19 protein-coding genes and 1 tRNA gene are annotated in these 14,680 nt (G+C 63.3%); 13 read left to right on the top strand and 7 right to left on the bottom strand.

Annotated features, from left to right (window positions below; all coding sequences use genetic code 11):
• Positions 1-39 precede the first annotated feature (39 nt).
• From deoD to JNE37_RS08860, 4 genes are all read left to right on the top strand, one after another.
• Entirely contained in the window at positions 40-750 is a 711-nt protein-coding gene (gene deoD, locus JNE37_RS08875; protein ID WP_203065995.1) for a purine-nucleoside phosphorylase, read from the top strand.
• Positions 751-869: 119 nt separating this feature from the next.
• Positions 870-1,688, top strand: coding sequence for an ATP-binding cassette domain-containing protein (locus tag JNE37_RS08870; protein ID WP_052015354.1), 819 nt, complete (start codon positions 870-872; stop codon positions 1,686-1,688).
• A complete protein-coding gene (locus JNE37_RS08865) occupies positions 1,685-2,728 on the top strand; it encodes a sugar ABC transporter substrate-binding protein (RefSeq protein WP_203065994.1) in 1,044 nt (347 codons plus the stop codon). The genes JNE37_RS08870 and JNE37_RS08865 overlap by 4 nt, the downstream gene beginning before the upstream one ends.
• Before the next feature lie 67 nt (positions 2,729-2,795).
• The gene (locus JNE37_RS08860) at positions 2,796-3,791 is read left to right on the top strand and encodes an ABC transporter permease (protein WP_035033968.1); all 996 of its coding nucleotides are present in this window, start codon (positions 2,796-2,798) and stop codon (positions 3,789-3,791) included.
• Between the two features lie 59 nt (positions 3,792-3,850).
• Here JNE37_RS08860 and JNE37_RS08855 read toward each other — a convergent pair whose 3' ends face one another.
• Genes JNE37_RS08855 through JNE37_RS08845 form a run of 3 tightly spaced genes read right to left on the bottom strand, consistent with a single transcriptional unit; the run spans position 3,851 to position 6,053 of the window.
• Entirely contained in the window at positions 3,851-5,119 is a 1,269-nt protein-coding gene (locus JNE37_RS08855; protein ID WP_203065993.1) for an RNA polymerase sigma factor, read from the bottom strand.
• A gap of 50 nt (positions 5,120-5,169) precedes the next feature.
• Positions 5,170-5,595: a YciI family protein gene (locus JNE37_RS08850; RefSeq protein ID WP_203065992.1), complete on the bottom strand. Its 426-nt coding sequence runs from the start codon at positions 5,593-5,595 to the stop codon at positions 5,170-5,172.
• Positions 5,596-5,621: 26 nt separating this feature from the next.
• A complete protein-coding gene (locus tag JNE37_RS08845; RefSeq protein ID WP_203065991.1) occupies positions 5,622-6,053 on the bottom strand; it encodes a YciI family protein in 432 nt (143 codons plus the stop codon).
• Positions 6,054-6,287: 234 nt separating this feature from the next.
• Between JNE37_RS08845 and JNE37_RS08840 the strand changes: the two genes are divergently transcribed.
• From JNE37_RS08840 to JNE37_RS08825, 4 genes are all read left to right on the top strand, one after another.
• A complete protein-coding gene (locus tag JNE37_RS08840; protein ID WP_035033959.1) occupies positions 6,288-6,635 on the top strand; it encodes an ArsR/SmtB family transcription factor in 348 nt (115 codons plus the stop codon).
• A 20-nt stretch (positions 6,636-6,655) separates the two neighbouring features.
• Positions 6,656-7,324 carry an SRPBCC domain-containing protein gene (locus JNE37_RS08835; RefSeq protein WP_203065990.1) on the top strand — a complete coding sequence of 223 codons (669 nt, stop codon included), beginning with the start codon at positions 6,656-6,658 and terminating at the stop codon, positions 7,322-7,324.
• A gap of 26 nt (positions 7,325-7,350) precedes the next feature.
• Complete coding sequence (locus JNE37_RS08830) at positions 7,351-8,253, top strand: alpha/beta fold hydrolase (RefSeq protein WP_203065989.1); 903 nt, start codon at positions 7,351-7,353, stop codon at positions 8,251-8,253.
• A gap of 73 nt (positions 8,254-8,326) precedes the next feature.
• Entirely contained in the window at positions 8,327-8,818 is a 492-nt protein-coding gene (locus JNE37_RS08825) for an SRPBCC domain-containing protein (protein ID WP_052015352.1), read from the top strand.
• A gap of 29 nt (positions 8,819-8,847) precedes the next feature.
• Here the strand turns inward: JNE37_RS08825 and JNE37_RS08820 are convergent, their stop codons facing one another.
• Positions 8,848-9,222 (bottom strand): YciI family protein, encoded by a 375-nt coding sequence (locus tag JNE37_RS08820; RefSeq protein ID WP_182398970.1) that lies wholly within the window; start codon positions 9,220-9,222, stop codon positions 8,848-8,850.
• Between the two features lie 15 nt (positions 9,223-9,237).
• Entirely contained in the window at positions 9,238-9,672 is a 435-nt protein-coding gene (locus tag JNE37_RS08815; protein WP_203065988.1) for a YdeI/OmpD-associated family protein, read from the bottom strand.
• A 134-nt stretch (positions 9,673-9,806) separates the two neighbouring features.
• On the opposite strand from JNE37_RS08815, the gene JNE37_RS08810 reads away from it, so the two are divergent.
• Positions 9,807-10,661 (top strand): ROK family protein, encoded by an 855-nt coding sequence (locus JNE37_RS08810; protein ID WP_203065987.1) that lies wholly within the window; start codon positions 9,807-9,809, stop codon positions 10,659-10,661.
• A 62-nt stretch (positions 10,662-10,723) separates the two neighbouring features.
• On the opposite strand, the gene JNE37_RS08805 is transcribed toward JNE37_RS08810, so the two are convergent.
• A tRNA-Gly gene (locus tag JNE37_RS08805) sits at positions 10,724-10,798 on the bottom strand.
• A gap of 175 nt (positions 10,799-10,973) precedes the next feature.
• On the opposite strand from JNE37_RS08805, the gene JNE37_RS08800 reads away from it, so the two are divergent.
• The 3 genes from JNE37_RS08800 to JNE37_RS08790 are packed head-to-tail and all read left to right on the top strand — an operon-like array spanning position 10,974 to position 12,822.
• Positions 10,974-11,915, top strand: a complete 942-nt coding sequence (locus JNE37_RS08800) for a thioredoxin family protein (RefSeq protein WP_203065986.1) — start codon at positions 10,974-10,976, stop codon at positions 11,913-11,915.
• An 11-nt stretch (positions 11,916-11,926) separates the two neighbouring features.
• Positions 11,927-12,592: an LON peptidase substrate-binding domain-containing protein gene (locus tag JNE37_RS08795; RefSeq protein WP_203065985.1), complete on the top strand. Its 666-nt coding sequence runs from the start codon at positions 11,927-11,929 to the stop codon at positions 12,590-12,592.
• Positions 12,589-12,822 carry a Trm112 family protein gene (locus tag JNE37_RS08790; protein ID WP_035033944.1) on the top strand — a complete coding sequence of 78 codons (234 nt, stop codon included), beginning with the start codon at positions 12,589-12,591 and terminating at the stop codon, positions 12,820-12,822. The genes JNE37_RS08795 and JNE37_RS08790 overlap by 4 nt, the downstream gene beginning before the upstream one ends.
• 4 nt (positions 12,823-12,826) lie before the next feature.
• Here the strand turns inward: JNE37_RS08790 and JNE37_RS08785 are convergent, their stop codons facing one another.
• Positions 12,827-14,044, bottom strand: coding sequence for an FAD-dependent monooxygenase (locus JNE37_RS08785; protein WP_203065984.1), 1,218 nt, complete (start codon positions 14,042-14,044; stop codon positions 12,827-12,829).
• A 278-nt stretch (positions 14,045-14,322) separates the two neighbouring features.
• On the opposite strand from JNE37_RS08785, the gene JNE37_RS08780 reads away from it, so the two are divergent.
• Positions 14,323-14,661 carry a P-II family nitrogen regulator gene (locus tag JNE37_RS08780; RefSeq protein ID WP_035033938.1) on the top strand — a complete coding sequence of 113 codons (339 nt, stop codon included), beginning with the start codon at positions 14,323-14,325 and terminating at the stop codon, positions 14,659-14,661.
• Positions 14,662-14,680 lie beyond the last annotated feature (19 nt).

The following is a 14,680-nucleotide window of genomic DNA, read 5'->3' as shown; positions in this document are numbered from 1 at the left end:
GCGGGCACTCTCCGGCCAACGCCAAAGAGAGGCCTGCCAATGACCCCGCACAATAGTGCTAAAGCCGGCGATTATGCCGATTCCGTCCTGCTGCCGGGCGATCCCCTGCGCGCCAAGTGGATTGCCGAAAACTTCTTCGAAAACGCCGTGGAGGTAAACGCGGTTCGCAATTGCCTGGGCTATACCGGCACCTACAAGGGCCAGCGCGTCTCGGTGCAGGCGACCGGCATGGGCCAGCCCTCGCTTTCGATCTACGTGCATGAGCTCATCAATTTCTATGGGGTCAAAAACCTCATCCGCGTCGGCACCTGCGGCGGACTTTCCGAGAAAGTGGCGGTGCGCGACCTCGTCATCGCCCAGGGCGCGACGACCGATTCCACGCTCGTCAAGGACGCCTTCGGCCCCTACAATTTCGCGCCTATCGCCGATTTCGGCCTGCTGCGCGATTGCGTGGCGCGGGCCGAGGTGGCCGGACTCAACTACCATGTCGGCAACATGGTCTCGTCCGACATCTTCTATCACGACGACGGCCTCAAGTCGTACGAGGCGGTGATCCGCCACGGGGCACTCGGCGTCGAGATGGAGGCCGCCGCGCTCTATACGCTGGCCGCGCGCTTCGGGGTCAAGGCGCTGGCCGTCTGCACGATGACCGATAGCCTCATCACCGGCGCAGCCCTCTCGGCGGCCGACCGGCAATCCTCGCTTCGAGACATGGTGACCCTGGCGCTCGACGTCGCCATCAACGCCTGAGGCGCGACGCCAGGCGCCTAACCCCAGCGCCCGCCGTCATAAATATCAATTGACGCCCGCTCTTCCCCCCGCATACGGTTCAACAAGTCTGTGGGATCGTTGCTCGAGGGGAAGAGTGAATGACTGCCCGCCAGCCACTGCTCGAACTCGTAGAGATCAAGAAGAATTATGGCGCCATAGAAGCGCTGCGCGGCATCAGCTTCACGGTTGGGCGCGGCGAAGTCGTGGCGCTGCTCGGCGATAACGGCGCGGGCAAATCCACCCTGGTCAAGATCATTGCCGGCGGCCTGCAGCCCAGCTCCGGCCGCATGGTCTTCGAAGGCACCGACTACCTCGCCAATTCCCCATCCGAAGCCAAGGCGCACGGCATCGAGACCGTCTACCAGGACCTCTCGCTGTGCACCAATGTCGACGTCGTCGCCAATTTCTTCATGGGCCGCGAACTGACGCGAAAGGTGCTCGGCATCCCAATACTGCGGGAGCGGGAGATGGAAGCGGCGGTCGCCAAGGCCATGGCGGGCGCCGGCACGAAGATTCCGTCGCTGCGCACCAAGGTAGAACATCTTTCGGGCGGCCAGCGACAGGCCATCGAGCTCAACCGCTTCGTGCATTGGGGCGGCAAGCTCGTCCTGCTCGACGAACCCTTTGCAGCCCTTGGCGTCGAGCAGACGCGGCGCGGCCTCGAGATGATCAAGAACGTCGCCGCCCAGGGCATCGGCGTCATCATCATCACCCACATCATGCCGCAGGCCTTCCAGGTCGCCGACCGCATCGTCGTCATCCGGCAGGGCGTGGTGGCAGGTGACGTGCCCACCGCCCAGACCAGCCCGGATGCGGTGGTCCGTATGATTACCGGAGATTCCCTCGCCGGAGCCGGCCCGGCCACGGAGCAAACGGCTCAGCCAAGCCCGGCAAACCCTCAGGAGCGCTACTCATGAAAAGGTTCGTTCTAGCCATCCTGGCGTCGTTGGCGATGCTTATCGCCGCGCTCACGCCGTCCGTCGCCCAGGACAAGGGCAAGATCTACTACCTGGTGCCGACCCTGCTCGACGAATTCCAGACGGCATCGGTGGACGCCATTAGCAATTTCCTCAAGCAGGTCGGCTACGAGACCGTGACGCTCAATGCCGACAACAAGACCGACGTGCAGCAGGGCCAGATGAATGACGTCATTGCCCTCAAGCCCGCCGCCATCGTCCTCGCCGCGGTGGACTTCAATGCCCTGAAACCCTCGATCGAAAAGGCGCGGGCAGAAGGCATCCCCGTGATGGAGTTCGACCGCCAGGTCACGGCCACGCCCTCCGATTTTACCTCGGTAGCCGGCACGGTCGAGATCGGCCATATCGCGGCCGACGAAATCCAGCGCCTGCTCAAGGAGAAGAACGGCGACGTCAGGGGCAAGGTGCTCCAGGTGCTCGGCGATCCGGCCGATCCCTATACCCTCGATATCCAGAAGGGTTTCGAGGAGAAGATGAAGGACTTCCCGAATGTCCAGATCATCTCGCTTCCGGCGATGCAGTGGGAGGCTTCCAATGCCGGCACCATCGTTTCAGACCAGCTGCTGGCCAATCCCGATATCGACCTGATCTTCGTCCACGCTGCACACCTTGCAGTGGCCGCGGTGGCTTCGCTCGAAGCCAAGGGGAAGAAGCCTGGCGAGGTGCTGCTGGTATCCTCCAACGGCGCCCCGGTCGGCCTCGACCTCATCCGCAAGGGCTGGGAGCAGGTGGAAGTGGAGCAGCCGCTCTTTGCCCAGGCCGCCGCCATCGCCATGTTCGCCGATCTCGTTGTCAACAAGAAGCCGATCAAGCCGGGCGAATATGACGTACTTGGCTTGAAGAGCACGGTGACCGACGAAGCCTGGGGCCCCAACATCAAGATCCCGGGCGCCGCCATCACCAAGGATAATGTCGACGACCCGAAATTCTGGGGCAACATGAAGGTGCCCTCGACCCCGATCACCGCGGTCACCGAATAATCCCGAGCCCGGCCGGCACCAGCATCCGGCCGGGCTTTTCTTCGTTTCCGCCAACCGGGGGCCAAACGTGACGCCGCAGACCCGCGCCGCGCTCGAATTCCTGCTCGATAACCTCGTCTGGGTACTGCTGATCGTGGTGCTGGCGGTGTTCTCGCTTTTCGTGCCGCATTTCTTCCAGATCGGCATCTTCGCCAACATCGTCGAGCAATCGACCTTTGTCGGCGTGATGGCGATCGGACTGGCCCTTGTCGTCATTGCCGGGCACATGGACCTCTCGGTGGAATCGGTCGCCGCGCTTTCGGCAATGGTCACCGGCATCCTCTTCTGCTCGGGCGGCATCGGCTGGGGCTGGACGCTCACACCGGACTGGCTGCTGATCCCTGTTTCGCTGCTCATCGCCCTGGTGGTTGGTGCGGTGATCGGCTCGGTCAACGGCTTCCTCGTGGTCAAGGTCAGGATGAATGCCTTCATCGTGACGCTGGCCTCCTACATCTGGGTCCGCGGTCTCGTCGTCGCCATTTCCGGGGGCCGGTCGGCGCAGGACCTCGCCCCCGCCATCCGCATCATCGGCATCCAGACCATTCTCTACATTCCACTCATCGCCTGGATCGCCATCGCCTGCTTTGCGGTCTTCACGTTCATTCTCGCCAAGACACCCTTCGGACGGCACCTCACCATGATCGGCGGCAATGAGGCCGCGGTCTATCGTGCCGGCGTCAAGGTCGACCGGGTACTGATCATCGCCTTCATCCTCGCCGGCGCCATTTCCGGCCTTGCCGGCTGGCTCTTGGCCATCCGGACATCGGGTGCGACGGCAAACCTCGGCACTGGCATGCTGTTTAATGCCTTCGCCGCCGTGGTGATCGGCGGCGTAAGCCTCAAGGGCGGCGTCGGGCAATTGCCGGGCGTCTATGCCGGCGTGCTGCTGCTGTCATCCATCCACACGGCGATCAACCTCATGGGGCTACCCGCGAACTATACGCAGGTGATCCTCGGCGTTCTGGTGCTGGCGGCTGTGCTGCTCGACACGGTCAAGATCGCGATACGGCAGAGATTGGCATAGGGGCGCTCGCTTCCGGTCGGTGCGCGAGTGGAGAGCCCATTGCTGGAGACAAAGGCAGGTTACGCCCCTTCAAGCGCCTCGGCCGCGCGTTTTTCCAGCAACGTCTTTTCGCGGGCATTACGGGTCATGCTGGCGGCGCGGAGGAATTCGGTGCGGGCTTCGTCCATGCGACCAAGCTTGAAGAGGAAGTCGGCGCGGACGGAATAGAGAAGGTGGTAGTCACGCAGCGCCTGGACGTCGAGGAGACCCTCGACCAGCGCCAGGCCCTGCTCGGGGCCGAAGGCGAAACCATAGGCGACGGCGCGGTTAAGCTCGACGACCGGGGACGGCGTCACCTCGCCGAGCACGGTGTAGAGCGCCGCTATACGCTCCCAATTGGTGGCGCCAGGCGTGCGCGCTTCGGCGTGGCAGGCCGCTATGGCTGCCTGCAGCACATATGGGCCGCCGCCGCCCAGCGCGCGAGCGCGATCTAGGGCGACGAAGCCGCGACGGATCAGCATCTGGTCCCAGCGCGAACGATCCTGATCGAGCAGCAATATGGGTTCTCCCTTGGGACTGACGCGCGCGCGGGCCCGGGAGGCCTGGATTTCCATAAGGGCGACGAGGCCATGCACCTCGGCTTCCTCGGGCGCGAGGCCGGCCAGGATGCGACCAAGGCGCAGAGCCTCGTCGCAAAGATCCTGCCGCAGCCAATCCTCGCCGGCGGTGGCCGAATAGCCCTCATTGAAAATGAGGTAGAGCACTTCGAGTACGGAGGCGAGCCGGGCAGCGCGCTCTTCGCCACGCGGCACTTCGAACGGCACGCCCGATTCGGCGATAGTCTTCTTGGCCCGCACGATGCGCTGGGCGATAGTCGCCTCATTGGCAAGGAACGCGCGGGCGATCTCTTCGGTGGTGAGGCCGCCCAGCAGGCGCAGCGTCAGCGCCGCGCGGGCTTCGGGCGAAAGGATGGGGTGGCAGGAGGTGAAGATGAGGCGCAGCAGATCGTCGCCGACATCATCGTCCAGCCGTTCGGCCAGGCCCTCTTCTCCGCCATGTTCGTCCTCGGTTTCCATATCGTGGCCAAGCTCCTCGAGCTTGCGCGCCAGAACCTTGTTGCGCCGGAAATAGTCGATGGCCCGCCGCTTTGCGGTTGCCATCAGCCAGGCGCCTGCATTGCGCGGCGTACCGCTTTCCGGCCAGCTCCTGAGCGCGACCAATAGCGCGTCCTGCGCCAGTTCCTCGGCGAGGCTTATGTCCCGGACGATCCGGGTCAGTCCTGCGATGAGTTTGGGCGCCTCGATCCGCCAGACGGCTTCGATGGCGCGGTTGGTATCTGCTTGGCTCACGGCGGCGGATCAGACCATGCCCGATCCGTCACCGCAAGGCTTTGCCGATGCTAGGAGATCGGCTTCTGGTTTGCGTCGCGCCAGGCCTGCTCGCGCTCAAGATAGGGATCGGAGACCTCGTCGGACACGAAGTCCGAGACTTCCGAGACTCGCCGCACCTCGACCTCGCCTTCCTCGAAGGGAATGCGCCTTACCCAGGCCAGAGCCTCGTCCCGGTCCTTGACCTGGATGATCCAGAAACCGGCGACCAGTTCCTTGCTTTCGGTAAAGGGGCCGTCCTTGATGGTGGTCTTGCCGTTGCCTTCGAAGCGGACGCGCGCGCCCTCCTTGCTCGCGGTCAGCCCTTCGGCCGCCAGCAGGATGCCGGCCTTGATGAGTTCTTCGTTGAACCGGCCCATCTCGGCCAGTTGTTCCGGGGTAGGCATGGCGCCCGTTTCACTTTCGGGCGTGGATTTGACGATGACCATAAAACGCATTTCGGGAACTCCTTTCTGCGTTCGACTCAGCCGTGCCGAGCCTCTTCTTCCTCACGCAGGCGCCGCTCGCGCTCACGCTGGTCGGCGGTGAAGGCATCGCCGAAATCGTCTTCCGTCAGAATCGGGAAGATATCGATCTCGACATTGCCGTGGCCGTCTTCCCTGGGCCATTTCTTGACCCAGTCGATCGCGGCCTGCATCGAGGGCACCTCGATGATCGAATAGCCACCGACCAGTTCCTTGGCTTCTGCGAAGGGACCATCGATGACCTTGGGGCTGCCGTCGTTGAACTTGACGCGGGCCGCTTTCGAACTCGGATGCAGGCCGTCCCCGCTCACCATGATGCCGGCCTTGACCGCCGCTTCCATGTAGTCGCCCATCGCCTGGATGAGTTCGGTGGTGGGCAGCACGCCGGCTTCGGTTTCCTCGTCCGCCTTGCGGATAACCATGAAACGCATTGCTTTTCTCCTCTGGTTGACCTGGGTGCAAAGGCTCAAGGCCCTTGCCTTCACCATCACGACGAACGGACCGCAGCCGGATCGACATCGCGCGGTGATTTTTTTCGCTTTTTCTCAAAAGTCCAACCCGCGCCCGAGAGTTCCGTGGGCAGCCATCACGCAATCAGCGCTTGACTCGTCGTATCACCGGGCGTATTCAACCAATAAGTTATCAACTACTTGGTTGAATACAAAATGGCTACCGACAAGCTCAGCCTCACGCTCTCAGCCCTCGCCGACCCCACGCGTCGCGGCATTCTTGCCCGCCTCTCGCTCGGCGAAGCCACGGTCAAGGAACTGGCCGAGCCCTATGACATGAGCCTGGCCGCTGTCTCCAAACACCTGAAGGTCCTCGAAGGCGCCGGTCTCATCTCGCGCGGCAAGGAAGCCCAGTGGCGACCCTGCCGGCTCGAGGCGGCTCCGCTCATGGACGTTTCGACCTGGCTCGAGGACTACCGCAAGCACTGGGAAGAAAGCATGGATCGGCTCGACGCCTACCTCGCACGGCTGCAATCGGGCGACCCGGACGGCAACCCGAACTGAGCCGAAGGCGGGAGGCAACGATGGACAAAGGCAAGATCGTCTCCTTCCGCCACTACGCCGAGCGCCGCAGGCGCGAACGCGAACTCTCCCACCCCTCCGCCGGCCACGGATTGGCAGGCTGGTTGGACGTTTACCGGCGCATCTGGGCGGAGAGCCTGGATCGCCTTAGCGACTATCTGCGACTTGTGAAAAGGGAAAGAGAAATGGACGATCTGACCGTTACAACGCCCGCTGACGAACCCCTGATCATCATGACCCGCACCTTCAACGCACCGCGCATCCTTGTGTGGAAGGTCATGACGGAAGCCCAGCACATCCCGCACTGGTGGGGATGGTCCAAAGCCAAGACCACTGTCGAAAAACTCGATGCCCGCCCCGGCGGCACCTGGCGCTTCGCCCAGGTCATGCCCGATGGCAGGCGCATCGTCTTTCTCGGCACGTATCTGGAGGTGGAACCGCACGAAAAGCTGGTCAACACCTTCGGCATGGAAGGCATGTACGAAGACAAGCTGATCGTTGAAAGCCACCGCCTCGAGGAGATCGACGGGCGCACCGTGCTCACCAGCACCAGCCGGCTCGACTCGGTCGCCGATCGCGACGCCTTTGTCGCCACCGGCATGGAAGGTGGCGCCCGCGAAAGCTACAACCGCATGGATGCCTACCTGGGCACCCTGGTTGCCACCAACTGATTCCATCGGAAATGCGGAGAACGACGATGTTCAGGCGCGCCTTCCTGGCGGCGACTGCCGCCACCTTCATTGCCCCGGCCTTGGCCCGGGCGGTTCAAGCCAATACGCAAACCAGGACTATTGAAATGGACAAGAAATCGTCGGGCCTCGCGCCGATCAACGGCCAGGAGCTCTATTACGACGTCCGCGGCACCGGTCGCCCCCTGATCGTGCTGCATGGCGGGCTGGGCGCTCACGACATGTTCGGCCCCATCCTCGACCAGCTCGCCGCCACCCGGCAGGTGATCGGCGTCGACCTCCAGGGCCATGGCCGCACCGCCAATACCGACCGCCCCATGAGCTACGAGGCGATGGCCGACGACATCGCCAAGCTAGCCGCCTACCTCAAGCTCGATAAGCCCGATCTCTTCGGCTATTCGATGGGTGGCGGCGTTGCGCTGCGTGCCGCGATCGACCACGGCGAAGCCTTCGGACGAATCGTGCTGGTATCGACCCCCTATGGCCAGTCCGGCTGGACCGAGGCCAATCGACAGGGCATGGGCCAATTGGGCGCGGCCGCCGCCGAGGCCATGAAGAACACCCCGATGTATCAGCTCTATGCCGCGATCGCGCCCCGCGTCGAGGACTGGCCGGTGCTGCTGACCAAGATGGGTCAATTCATGGGCAGCGACTATGATTGGTCCGAAGAGGTCAAGACCATCACCAATCCGGTCATGCTGGTGGTCGGCGACGCCGACAGCGTTCGCCTGGCGCATACCGCTCATTTCTTCGAGCTCCTTGGTGGCGGCATTGCCGATGGCGGCTGGGACGGTTCGGGCATGACCAGACACCGGCTCGCTGTGCTGCCTGGCGTCACCCATTACCAGATCTTCATGCTGCCCGAGATGGTCGAGCTGAGCGTGCCCTTCCTCGACGCCAAACAGGCCTGAGGGCCTCGTCCCCAGGCCGCGGCGGTGGGCCAGCCTCCAGCCCGCCGCCTCCCCTCATTGCGGAGTAACGCTCATGACCGCCACCATTACCTTGCCGCCCGATGAGCCGGTGATCCTCATCGATCGCACGTTCGACGCACCGCGCGAACTGGTCTTCAAATGTTTCACCGACCCGGTGCACATCGTGCATTTCTGGGGGCCGCACGGCTCGACGACACCCGTCTGCAAGATCGACCTGCGGGTCGGCGGACGCTGGCACTACGTGATGGCCTTTCCGGACGGCAATCGCTATCCGGTCACCAGCGCCTATCTCGAAATCTCACCACCCGAGCGCGTGGTCTATCGCGATGCCCCTGGCAACTACGACGGCAACCTCGAAAGCCTGGCTCCGCCCTTCATGGTGACCACCATCCTTTTCGAGGACCTGGGTGGCGGCAAGACCCGCGTCCATTCCTCTGTGGTGCTCAACTCTATCGCCGACCGCGACCACCAGGTCGAGCGCGGCTTCGCCCACACCGTTTCGCAGGGCCTCGAACGTCTCGCCGAGTACCTTAAGACCATCTGAAGGTGATTCACGTGAAACGCCGGGAGCGATCAGGCTCCCGGCCGCTCGAACAATTGCCGTACTTCGCCAGAGCCCCGATAGCCGGGACCAAGCACATCGGCATGGATCTGCATCCAACGCCGGGCAAGCTCCACCGCCTCCGCCTTGTCGGCCACATCAATGATGGCGAAGCCACCGATCAGCTCCTTGGCTTCCGCAAAAGGGCCGTCACGTACGATCGTCTTGCCGCCACCGACATCGACCCGTGCGCCCATTGCGCTCGGCATCAGCCCCTCGCTCGAAACCAGCTTGCCCGCAGCCATGAACTCGCCGATGAGCTGGCCGAGGGCCGCCATCAGCTCAGGCGGAGGCGGGCCCATGGATTCCGTGTTGGCATCGGCCTTGTGGATCATCATGAACCGCATGGAATCTTTCCTTCTTTAACCGGCCAGTTCGGCCAACACCTTGTCGATGCGCCGCTGCCGCGTCTCGGGCGTGCGCGCGTCGGTGACCGAAAGCACCATCCGGTTCTGATTGGAATAGGACAGCTGGCCGAAAGCTTCGATCTTGCCTGTACCGGCTAGCGCCGCCTTGAGATCGTCGGGCACGATCACCTCGCGTTTTTCCGTATCGAGCACGAGTTCGACCTCGATCGTGTCGCCCGCCGCCGTTCCTGATTCGTGCCTGCGCTCGGCGCTGACCGGCACCAGGGATTTGCCGTTCATAGACCCGATGCTGGTGCGGTAGGTAAAGCCGTTGATGGTGACAACCACGGCCGGACGCTTGCCGCCACCAAGGGCGGCGAGCGCCTCAGGCGTGATCTCGATGCCGGCAGTATTACCGCCGGTGCTCAGAAGAGTCGTGGTGAATTTCATATCCATCTCCCGATCGATGCGATGCTCCTGCACCGCTTCAACCTAACGACGAACGGGCCATTCACAAATCGACAGCCCCGATCCATCTTCGATGCGATTCGGGGTGAAAGCCCTGCTGCAGCGGAGTGCCGAACGTGACCGAGACCATTCTTGCCATCGATATCGGCGGCACCAAAACCCTGGCAGCCCTGGTGAGGGGCGCAAAGGTTCTTCGTGAGGTTAAGGTGCCGACCAGCCGCGAGGCTGGCCCTGATGACTGGATCGCCAGCGTGGCGCGGGCCGTAGGAGGCTGGGACGAGCCTTTTGCTGCCATCGGCGTGGCAGTGACGGGTTTCGTCAACGACGGCCTCTGGTCGGGGCTCAACCCGGCAACTCTCGGCGTGCCGCAGGATTATCCGCTGGTTGCGACCATCGAGGCGATGTTCGGCCGTCCTGCCGTTGCTGCCAACGATGCCCAGGTCGCCGCCTGGGGCGAATATCGATTCGGAGCCGGTGAAGGCGAGGACCTGGTGTTCCTCACCATTTCGACCGGCGTGGGCGGCGGCATCGTCGTCAATGGGCGGCCACTGCTCGGCCTTTCCGGCCATTTCGGCCAGACCTTGCTGGCCAGCAGCGGCGAAGAACCCTTCGAGAATCGCGTTTCGGGGCGCTGGATGGCCGCAGAGGCAAAGCGAGCGGGCAAGGATGTGGAGGCACCCGGCGTGTTCGCTGCTGCGCGAACCGGAGAAAGCTGGGCTCGGGCCATCATCGACGCTTCGGCCCGGCGCGTGGCTCTCCTCTGCCAGGACATCCAGTTCATGTTCGATACCCCGCGCATCGCCATTGGCGGTGGAATCGGGCTGGCCGAAGGTTATCTCGACAATGTGCGTTCGCAATTGCCGGCTTATCGCCCTCGACTCGCGCCGAACCCGGTTCCAGCACGCCTGGGTGGCCATGCCGGCATAGTCGGCGTCGCCGACCTGGCGGCCAGCACCCTGCTCGAACGATAGGGATGGTCTAAAAGCAAAAAGGGCCCCGAAGGACCCTTTTGCGCACCCGCCTTAGCGAGATTTGGAGCGGGCGATGGGATTCGAACCCACGACCCTAACCTTGGCAAGGTTATGCTCTACCCCTGAGCTACACCCGCGCTCCAGTCGTCAGCGGCTTGGCACCGCGTCGACGGGCGCCTATATGCCCAAAGACAAACACGATTGCAACTCAAAAACGCGATGTTTTTACGAGCATGTGGATAGGGCTTGTCACAGGGCCCGCCCGAAGCCAGAAACAACGCTAGTTTTGAGCCAGCCGGCAAAAGGAAAATCATGACCCTTGATGGTGCCACTTCCACCCAAGCCACTCCGCCCGCGGGCGCGCTCGTTGCCGATTCGTCTGACCGCGCCTTCAAGGCCGATGTGATCGACGCTTCGGTCGAGACCCCGATTCTCGTCGACTTCTGGGCCCCCTGGTGCGGCCCCTGCCGCCAGCTGACCCCGGCGCTCGAAAAGGTCGTAAACGAAAAGAACGGCGCTATCCGGCTGATCAAGATCAATATCGACGAGAATCCGTCGGTGGCCGGGCAATTGGGCATCCAGTCCATTCCTGCCGTTTTCGCGTTTGCCGGCGGTCGCCCGGTCGATGCTTTCATGGGCGCGATTCCCGAAAGCGAAGTGCGGCGCTTTGCCGAGCGCGTCATCTCGCAGGCGCCGGCCGCGGCGCCTCAGCCCGGTTCGATCGACGAGCAGATCGCCAACGCCCTCGAGGCAGCCGGCGAAGCGCTGGCCGCGCAGGATTATCCGCGCGCTGCCGAAATCTATACACTCGTGCTCCAGCACGTGCCCGACAATGCCAAGGCGCTGATCGGGCTGGCGCAGGTCTATCTTGCGACCGACGATCTCGAACAGGCGCAGGCCGTTCTGGCCGATGTTCCCGAAGAGGCACGCAAGGGCGAGGACTACGTGGCGCTCAATTCCGCGCTCAAACTCGCCGCCGAGGCCGAAGGGCTTTCGGACAACAGTGCGCTCGAAGCCCAGATCGCGGCCAATCCCGACGATCACCAGGCGCGCTTTGACCTTGCTGTCGTACTCAATTCGCAAGGCCAGAAGGTCGAGGCGGCTGAAGCCCTCCTCGCCATCATGCGCCGCGACCGCGGCTGGAACGAAGACGCCGCACGCAAGAAACTCCTCGAACTGTTCGAGGCATGGGGTCCAAAAGACCCGGCAACCCTCAAGGGGCGGCGGATGCTGTCCTCGCTCCTGTTTTCGTAAAGACCTAGGCTATGCACAAGCGCCCCGCTTCGCCCGCAGACCTGCCCCGTAGCGTGCCGATCTTCCCGCTTTCGGGAGCGCTTCTGCTGCCCTTTTCCCACCGCCCGCTCAACATCTTCGAGCCGCGCTATGTGCGCATGATCGACGATGCGCTGGCGGGAGACCGTCTGATTGGATTGATCCAGCCGCTCGACACCACCGAGGAATCGCCCCGCGGTCGCGCCGACCTTCAGAAAGTTGGCTGCGTCGGGCGGCTGACGCATTGGGAAGAGAATGGGGACGACCGCTACTTCGTCATTCTCGAAGGCGTGACGCGATTCGAGTTGGTCTCGGAGCTCACGGTCATGACGCCCTATCGGCAGGCGACGGTCAGCGCGACGCCCTTCGCCAATGACTTCGATCGCGAGCACGGCGAAGAAGCCGTCGATCGCACGCGCTTCCTCAAGATGATGCGCGACTATGCCGAATTCGGCGAATTCGACCTCAATTGGGACGAGATCGAAAAGACCGGGACGGCCGATCTCGTCAACTTCTGCTGCATGGTCAGCCCCTATGGCGCCCGCGAAAAACAGGTGCTGCTCGAGGCCAAGTCGCTGGCAGACCGCGCCGAAACTCTTATCGCCCTGGCCGAATTCGAAATAGCCAAGGCCGGCGAAGGCGCTCCGGTGCTGCAATGACCGACGAACGGTACGCGATCGACCGGCGGACGCTCGAAATGCTGGTCTGCCCGCTGACCAAGACCCGCCTCATGCTCTCGCCAGAAGGCGATGAGTTGATCTCGGTCGCCGCGCACCTCGCCTTCCCCATCCGACAGGGCGTGCCGATGCTCGCGCTCGACGAGGCTCGACAGATCGATCTTTCCGAATTGCGGCGCCTGCCCGACCTTGGTGGCAACGGGAGCGACTGAGCCGCTAGAGCGGATGCCCAAGCAGTAGCTTGGGACCGCCGCGCTCGATCCCGGCGGCACGTGAAATCAGGAAATCCTTGACCGGCGGCACCCTGTCGACGACGCCCAGGCCAAAATCACGCAGGGCGCGGACAGGCGCGATATCGTTGGAAAACAGGCGATTCATGCCATCGGTGACCATGGCCATCAGCGCGGTGTCGAAGCGACGCCAGCGCTCATAGGCGATGAGCACATCGTCTGCACCGTGGTCGAGCCCGAGTCGCATCGCCTCGATTACGACCTCGGCGAGCGCCGCCACGTCCTTGAGGCCGAGGTTGAGCCCCTGGCCGGCAATCGGATGCACGACATGGGCGGCATCCCCGATCAGGGCGAGCCGCGGCGAGGCAAAGTCGCGGGCGATCTTGAGACGCAGCGGGAAGACCTGGAGTTTTTCCTCGAGTGTCACTTTGCCGAGGGTCGACCCCATGACTTCCTCGATCCGGAGGGCTACCTCGTCGGCCGGCATCGATTGGTAACGCGCCGCGTCTTCCGGGCGTTCGGTCCAGACCAACGAGGAGCGCCGGCCGGGTAGCGGCAGGCTGGCGAAGGGGCCGGACGGACGGAAATGCTCATATGCGGCGCCCTCGTGGTCCAGTTCGTGGCCGATAGTCGTGACGATGCCCGACTGCTGGTAATCGCGGCTGATCGTGCTGATGCCGGCCATGTCGCGCAAGGCCGAGTTCTGGCCATCGGCCGCAACGATCAACGGCGCGCGCAACACGCGGCCGTCGGCCAGCGTAAGCGCCCCACCCCCTGATTCGGCGACAAATCCCTTGACCTCGACCGGCGCCAGATACTCGACCTTGCCCTCAAGCGCCTCGATCATGGCGCGGGCCATGACGGTGTTGGGCACCATGTGGGCGAAGGGCTCGCCGGGAGCGACCTCGCCGTGGAAATCGAGGAAGAGCGGGCGAGCGATATCGCCCGTCCCCGAATCCGTAATGCGCATTTCCGTGACGGCCTGCGCTTCCGGCGCCAACTTGTCCCAGAGACCGAGCGTTTCGAGGACCCGCCGCACGCCGGCGGCGATGGCAGAGGCGCGCTTGTCGACAGGCACGCTCACGGGTCGGCGATCGAGGATGCCGATCCGCACTCCGCTCATGAAGCGGGTAAGGCTCAGGGCCAGCGCCAGGCCCACCGGACCCGCGCCCACGATCAGAACGTCATAGTGATCCTTATGCATGGGCGCCGCCTCGTCTGCCGTTTGCCCCTTTTCCACCCTTTGGGGAGTCGGAGCAAGCACAGCACATCTGCATAAATTGTTGGCAGCAACTTTGTTTTTGCCTGCATTTTGCGCAGGAACGCGCAAGGGAGCGGGACGCGTAACGGGACAATAGTCCCGTCTCAAAGCCAATTCATCTTTGAAATCAATCTACTGAGCGGCCTGACGTCAATCTGGCACGGCATTTGAGTCTGCAATGAACATCGAAGGACCAAGCGAGGCTCACGAAAGGAGCTCCCATGAAACTGGTGGTGGCAATCATAAAACCGTCGCGGCTCGAAGAGGTTCGCCAGGCGCTCAACTCGCTGGACGTGCATGGCATGACCGTGACCGAGGTGAAGGGCTATGGCCGGCAGAAAGGTCATTCGGAAATCTACCGCGGCACCGAATACGCCGTGCACTTCTTGCCCAAGCTCAAGATCGAGATCGCTGTGGAGGACGCCCAGTCAGACTCCGTGACCACCGCCATTCGCGAAGCCGCCCAGACCGGCCGCATCGGCGACGGCAAGATCTTCGTACTGGACCTCGAACAAGTCACCCGCATTCGCACCGGCGAGACCGGCGCTTCCGCTCTCTAACCGCCGCTTTTGGAGGCTC

It is taken from the genome of Paradevosia shaoguanensis (assembly GCF_016801025.1).
GTDB lineage: Bacteria > Pseudomonadota > Alphaproteobacteria > Rhizobiales > Devosiaceae > Paradevosia > Paradevosia shaoguanensis.
Note: the sequence above shows the minus strand (reverse complement) of the source record. Positions and strands in the feature narration are given on the sequence as shown.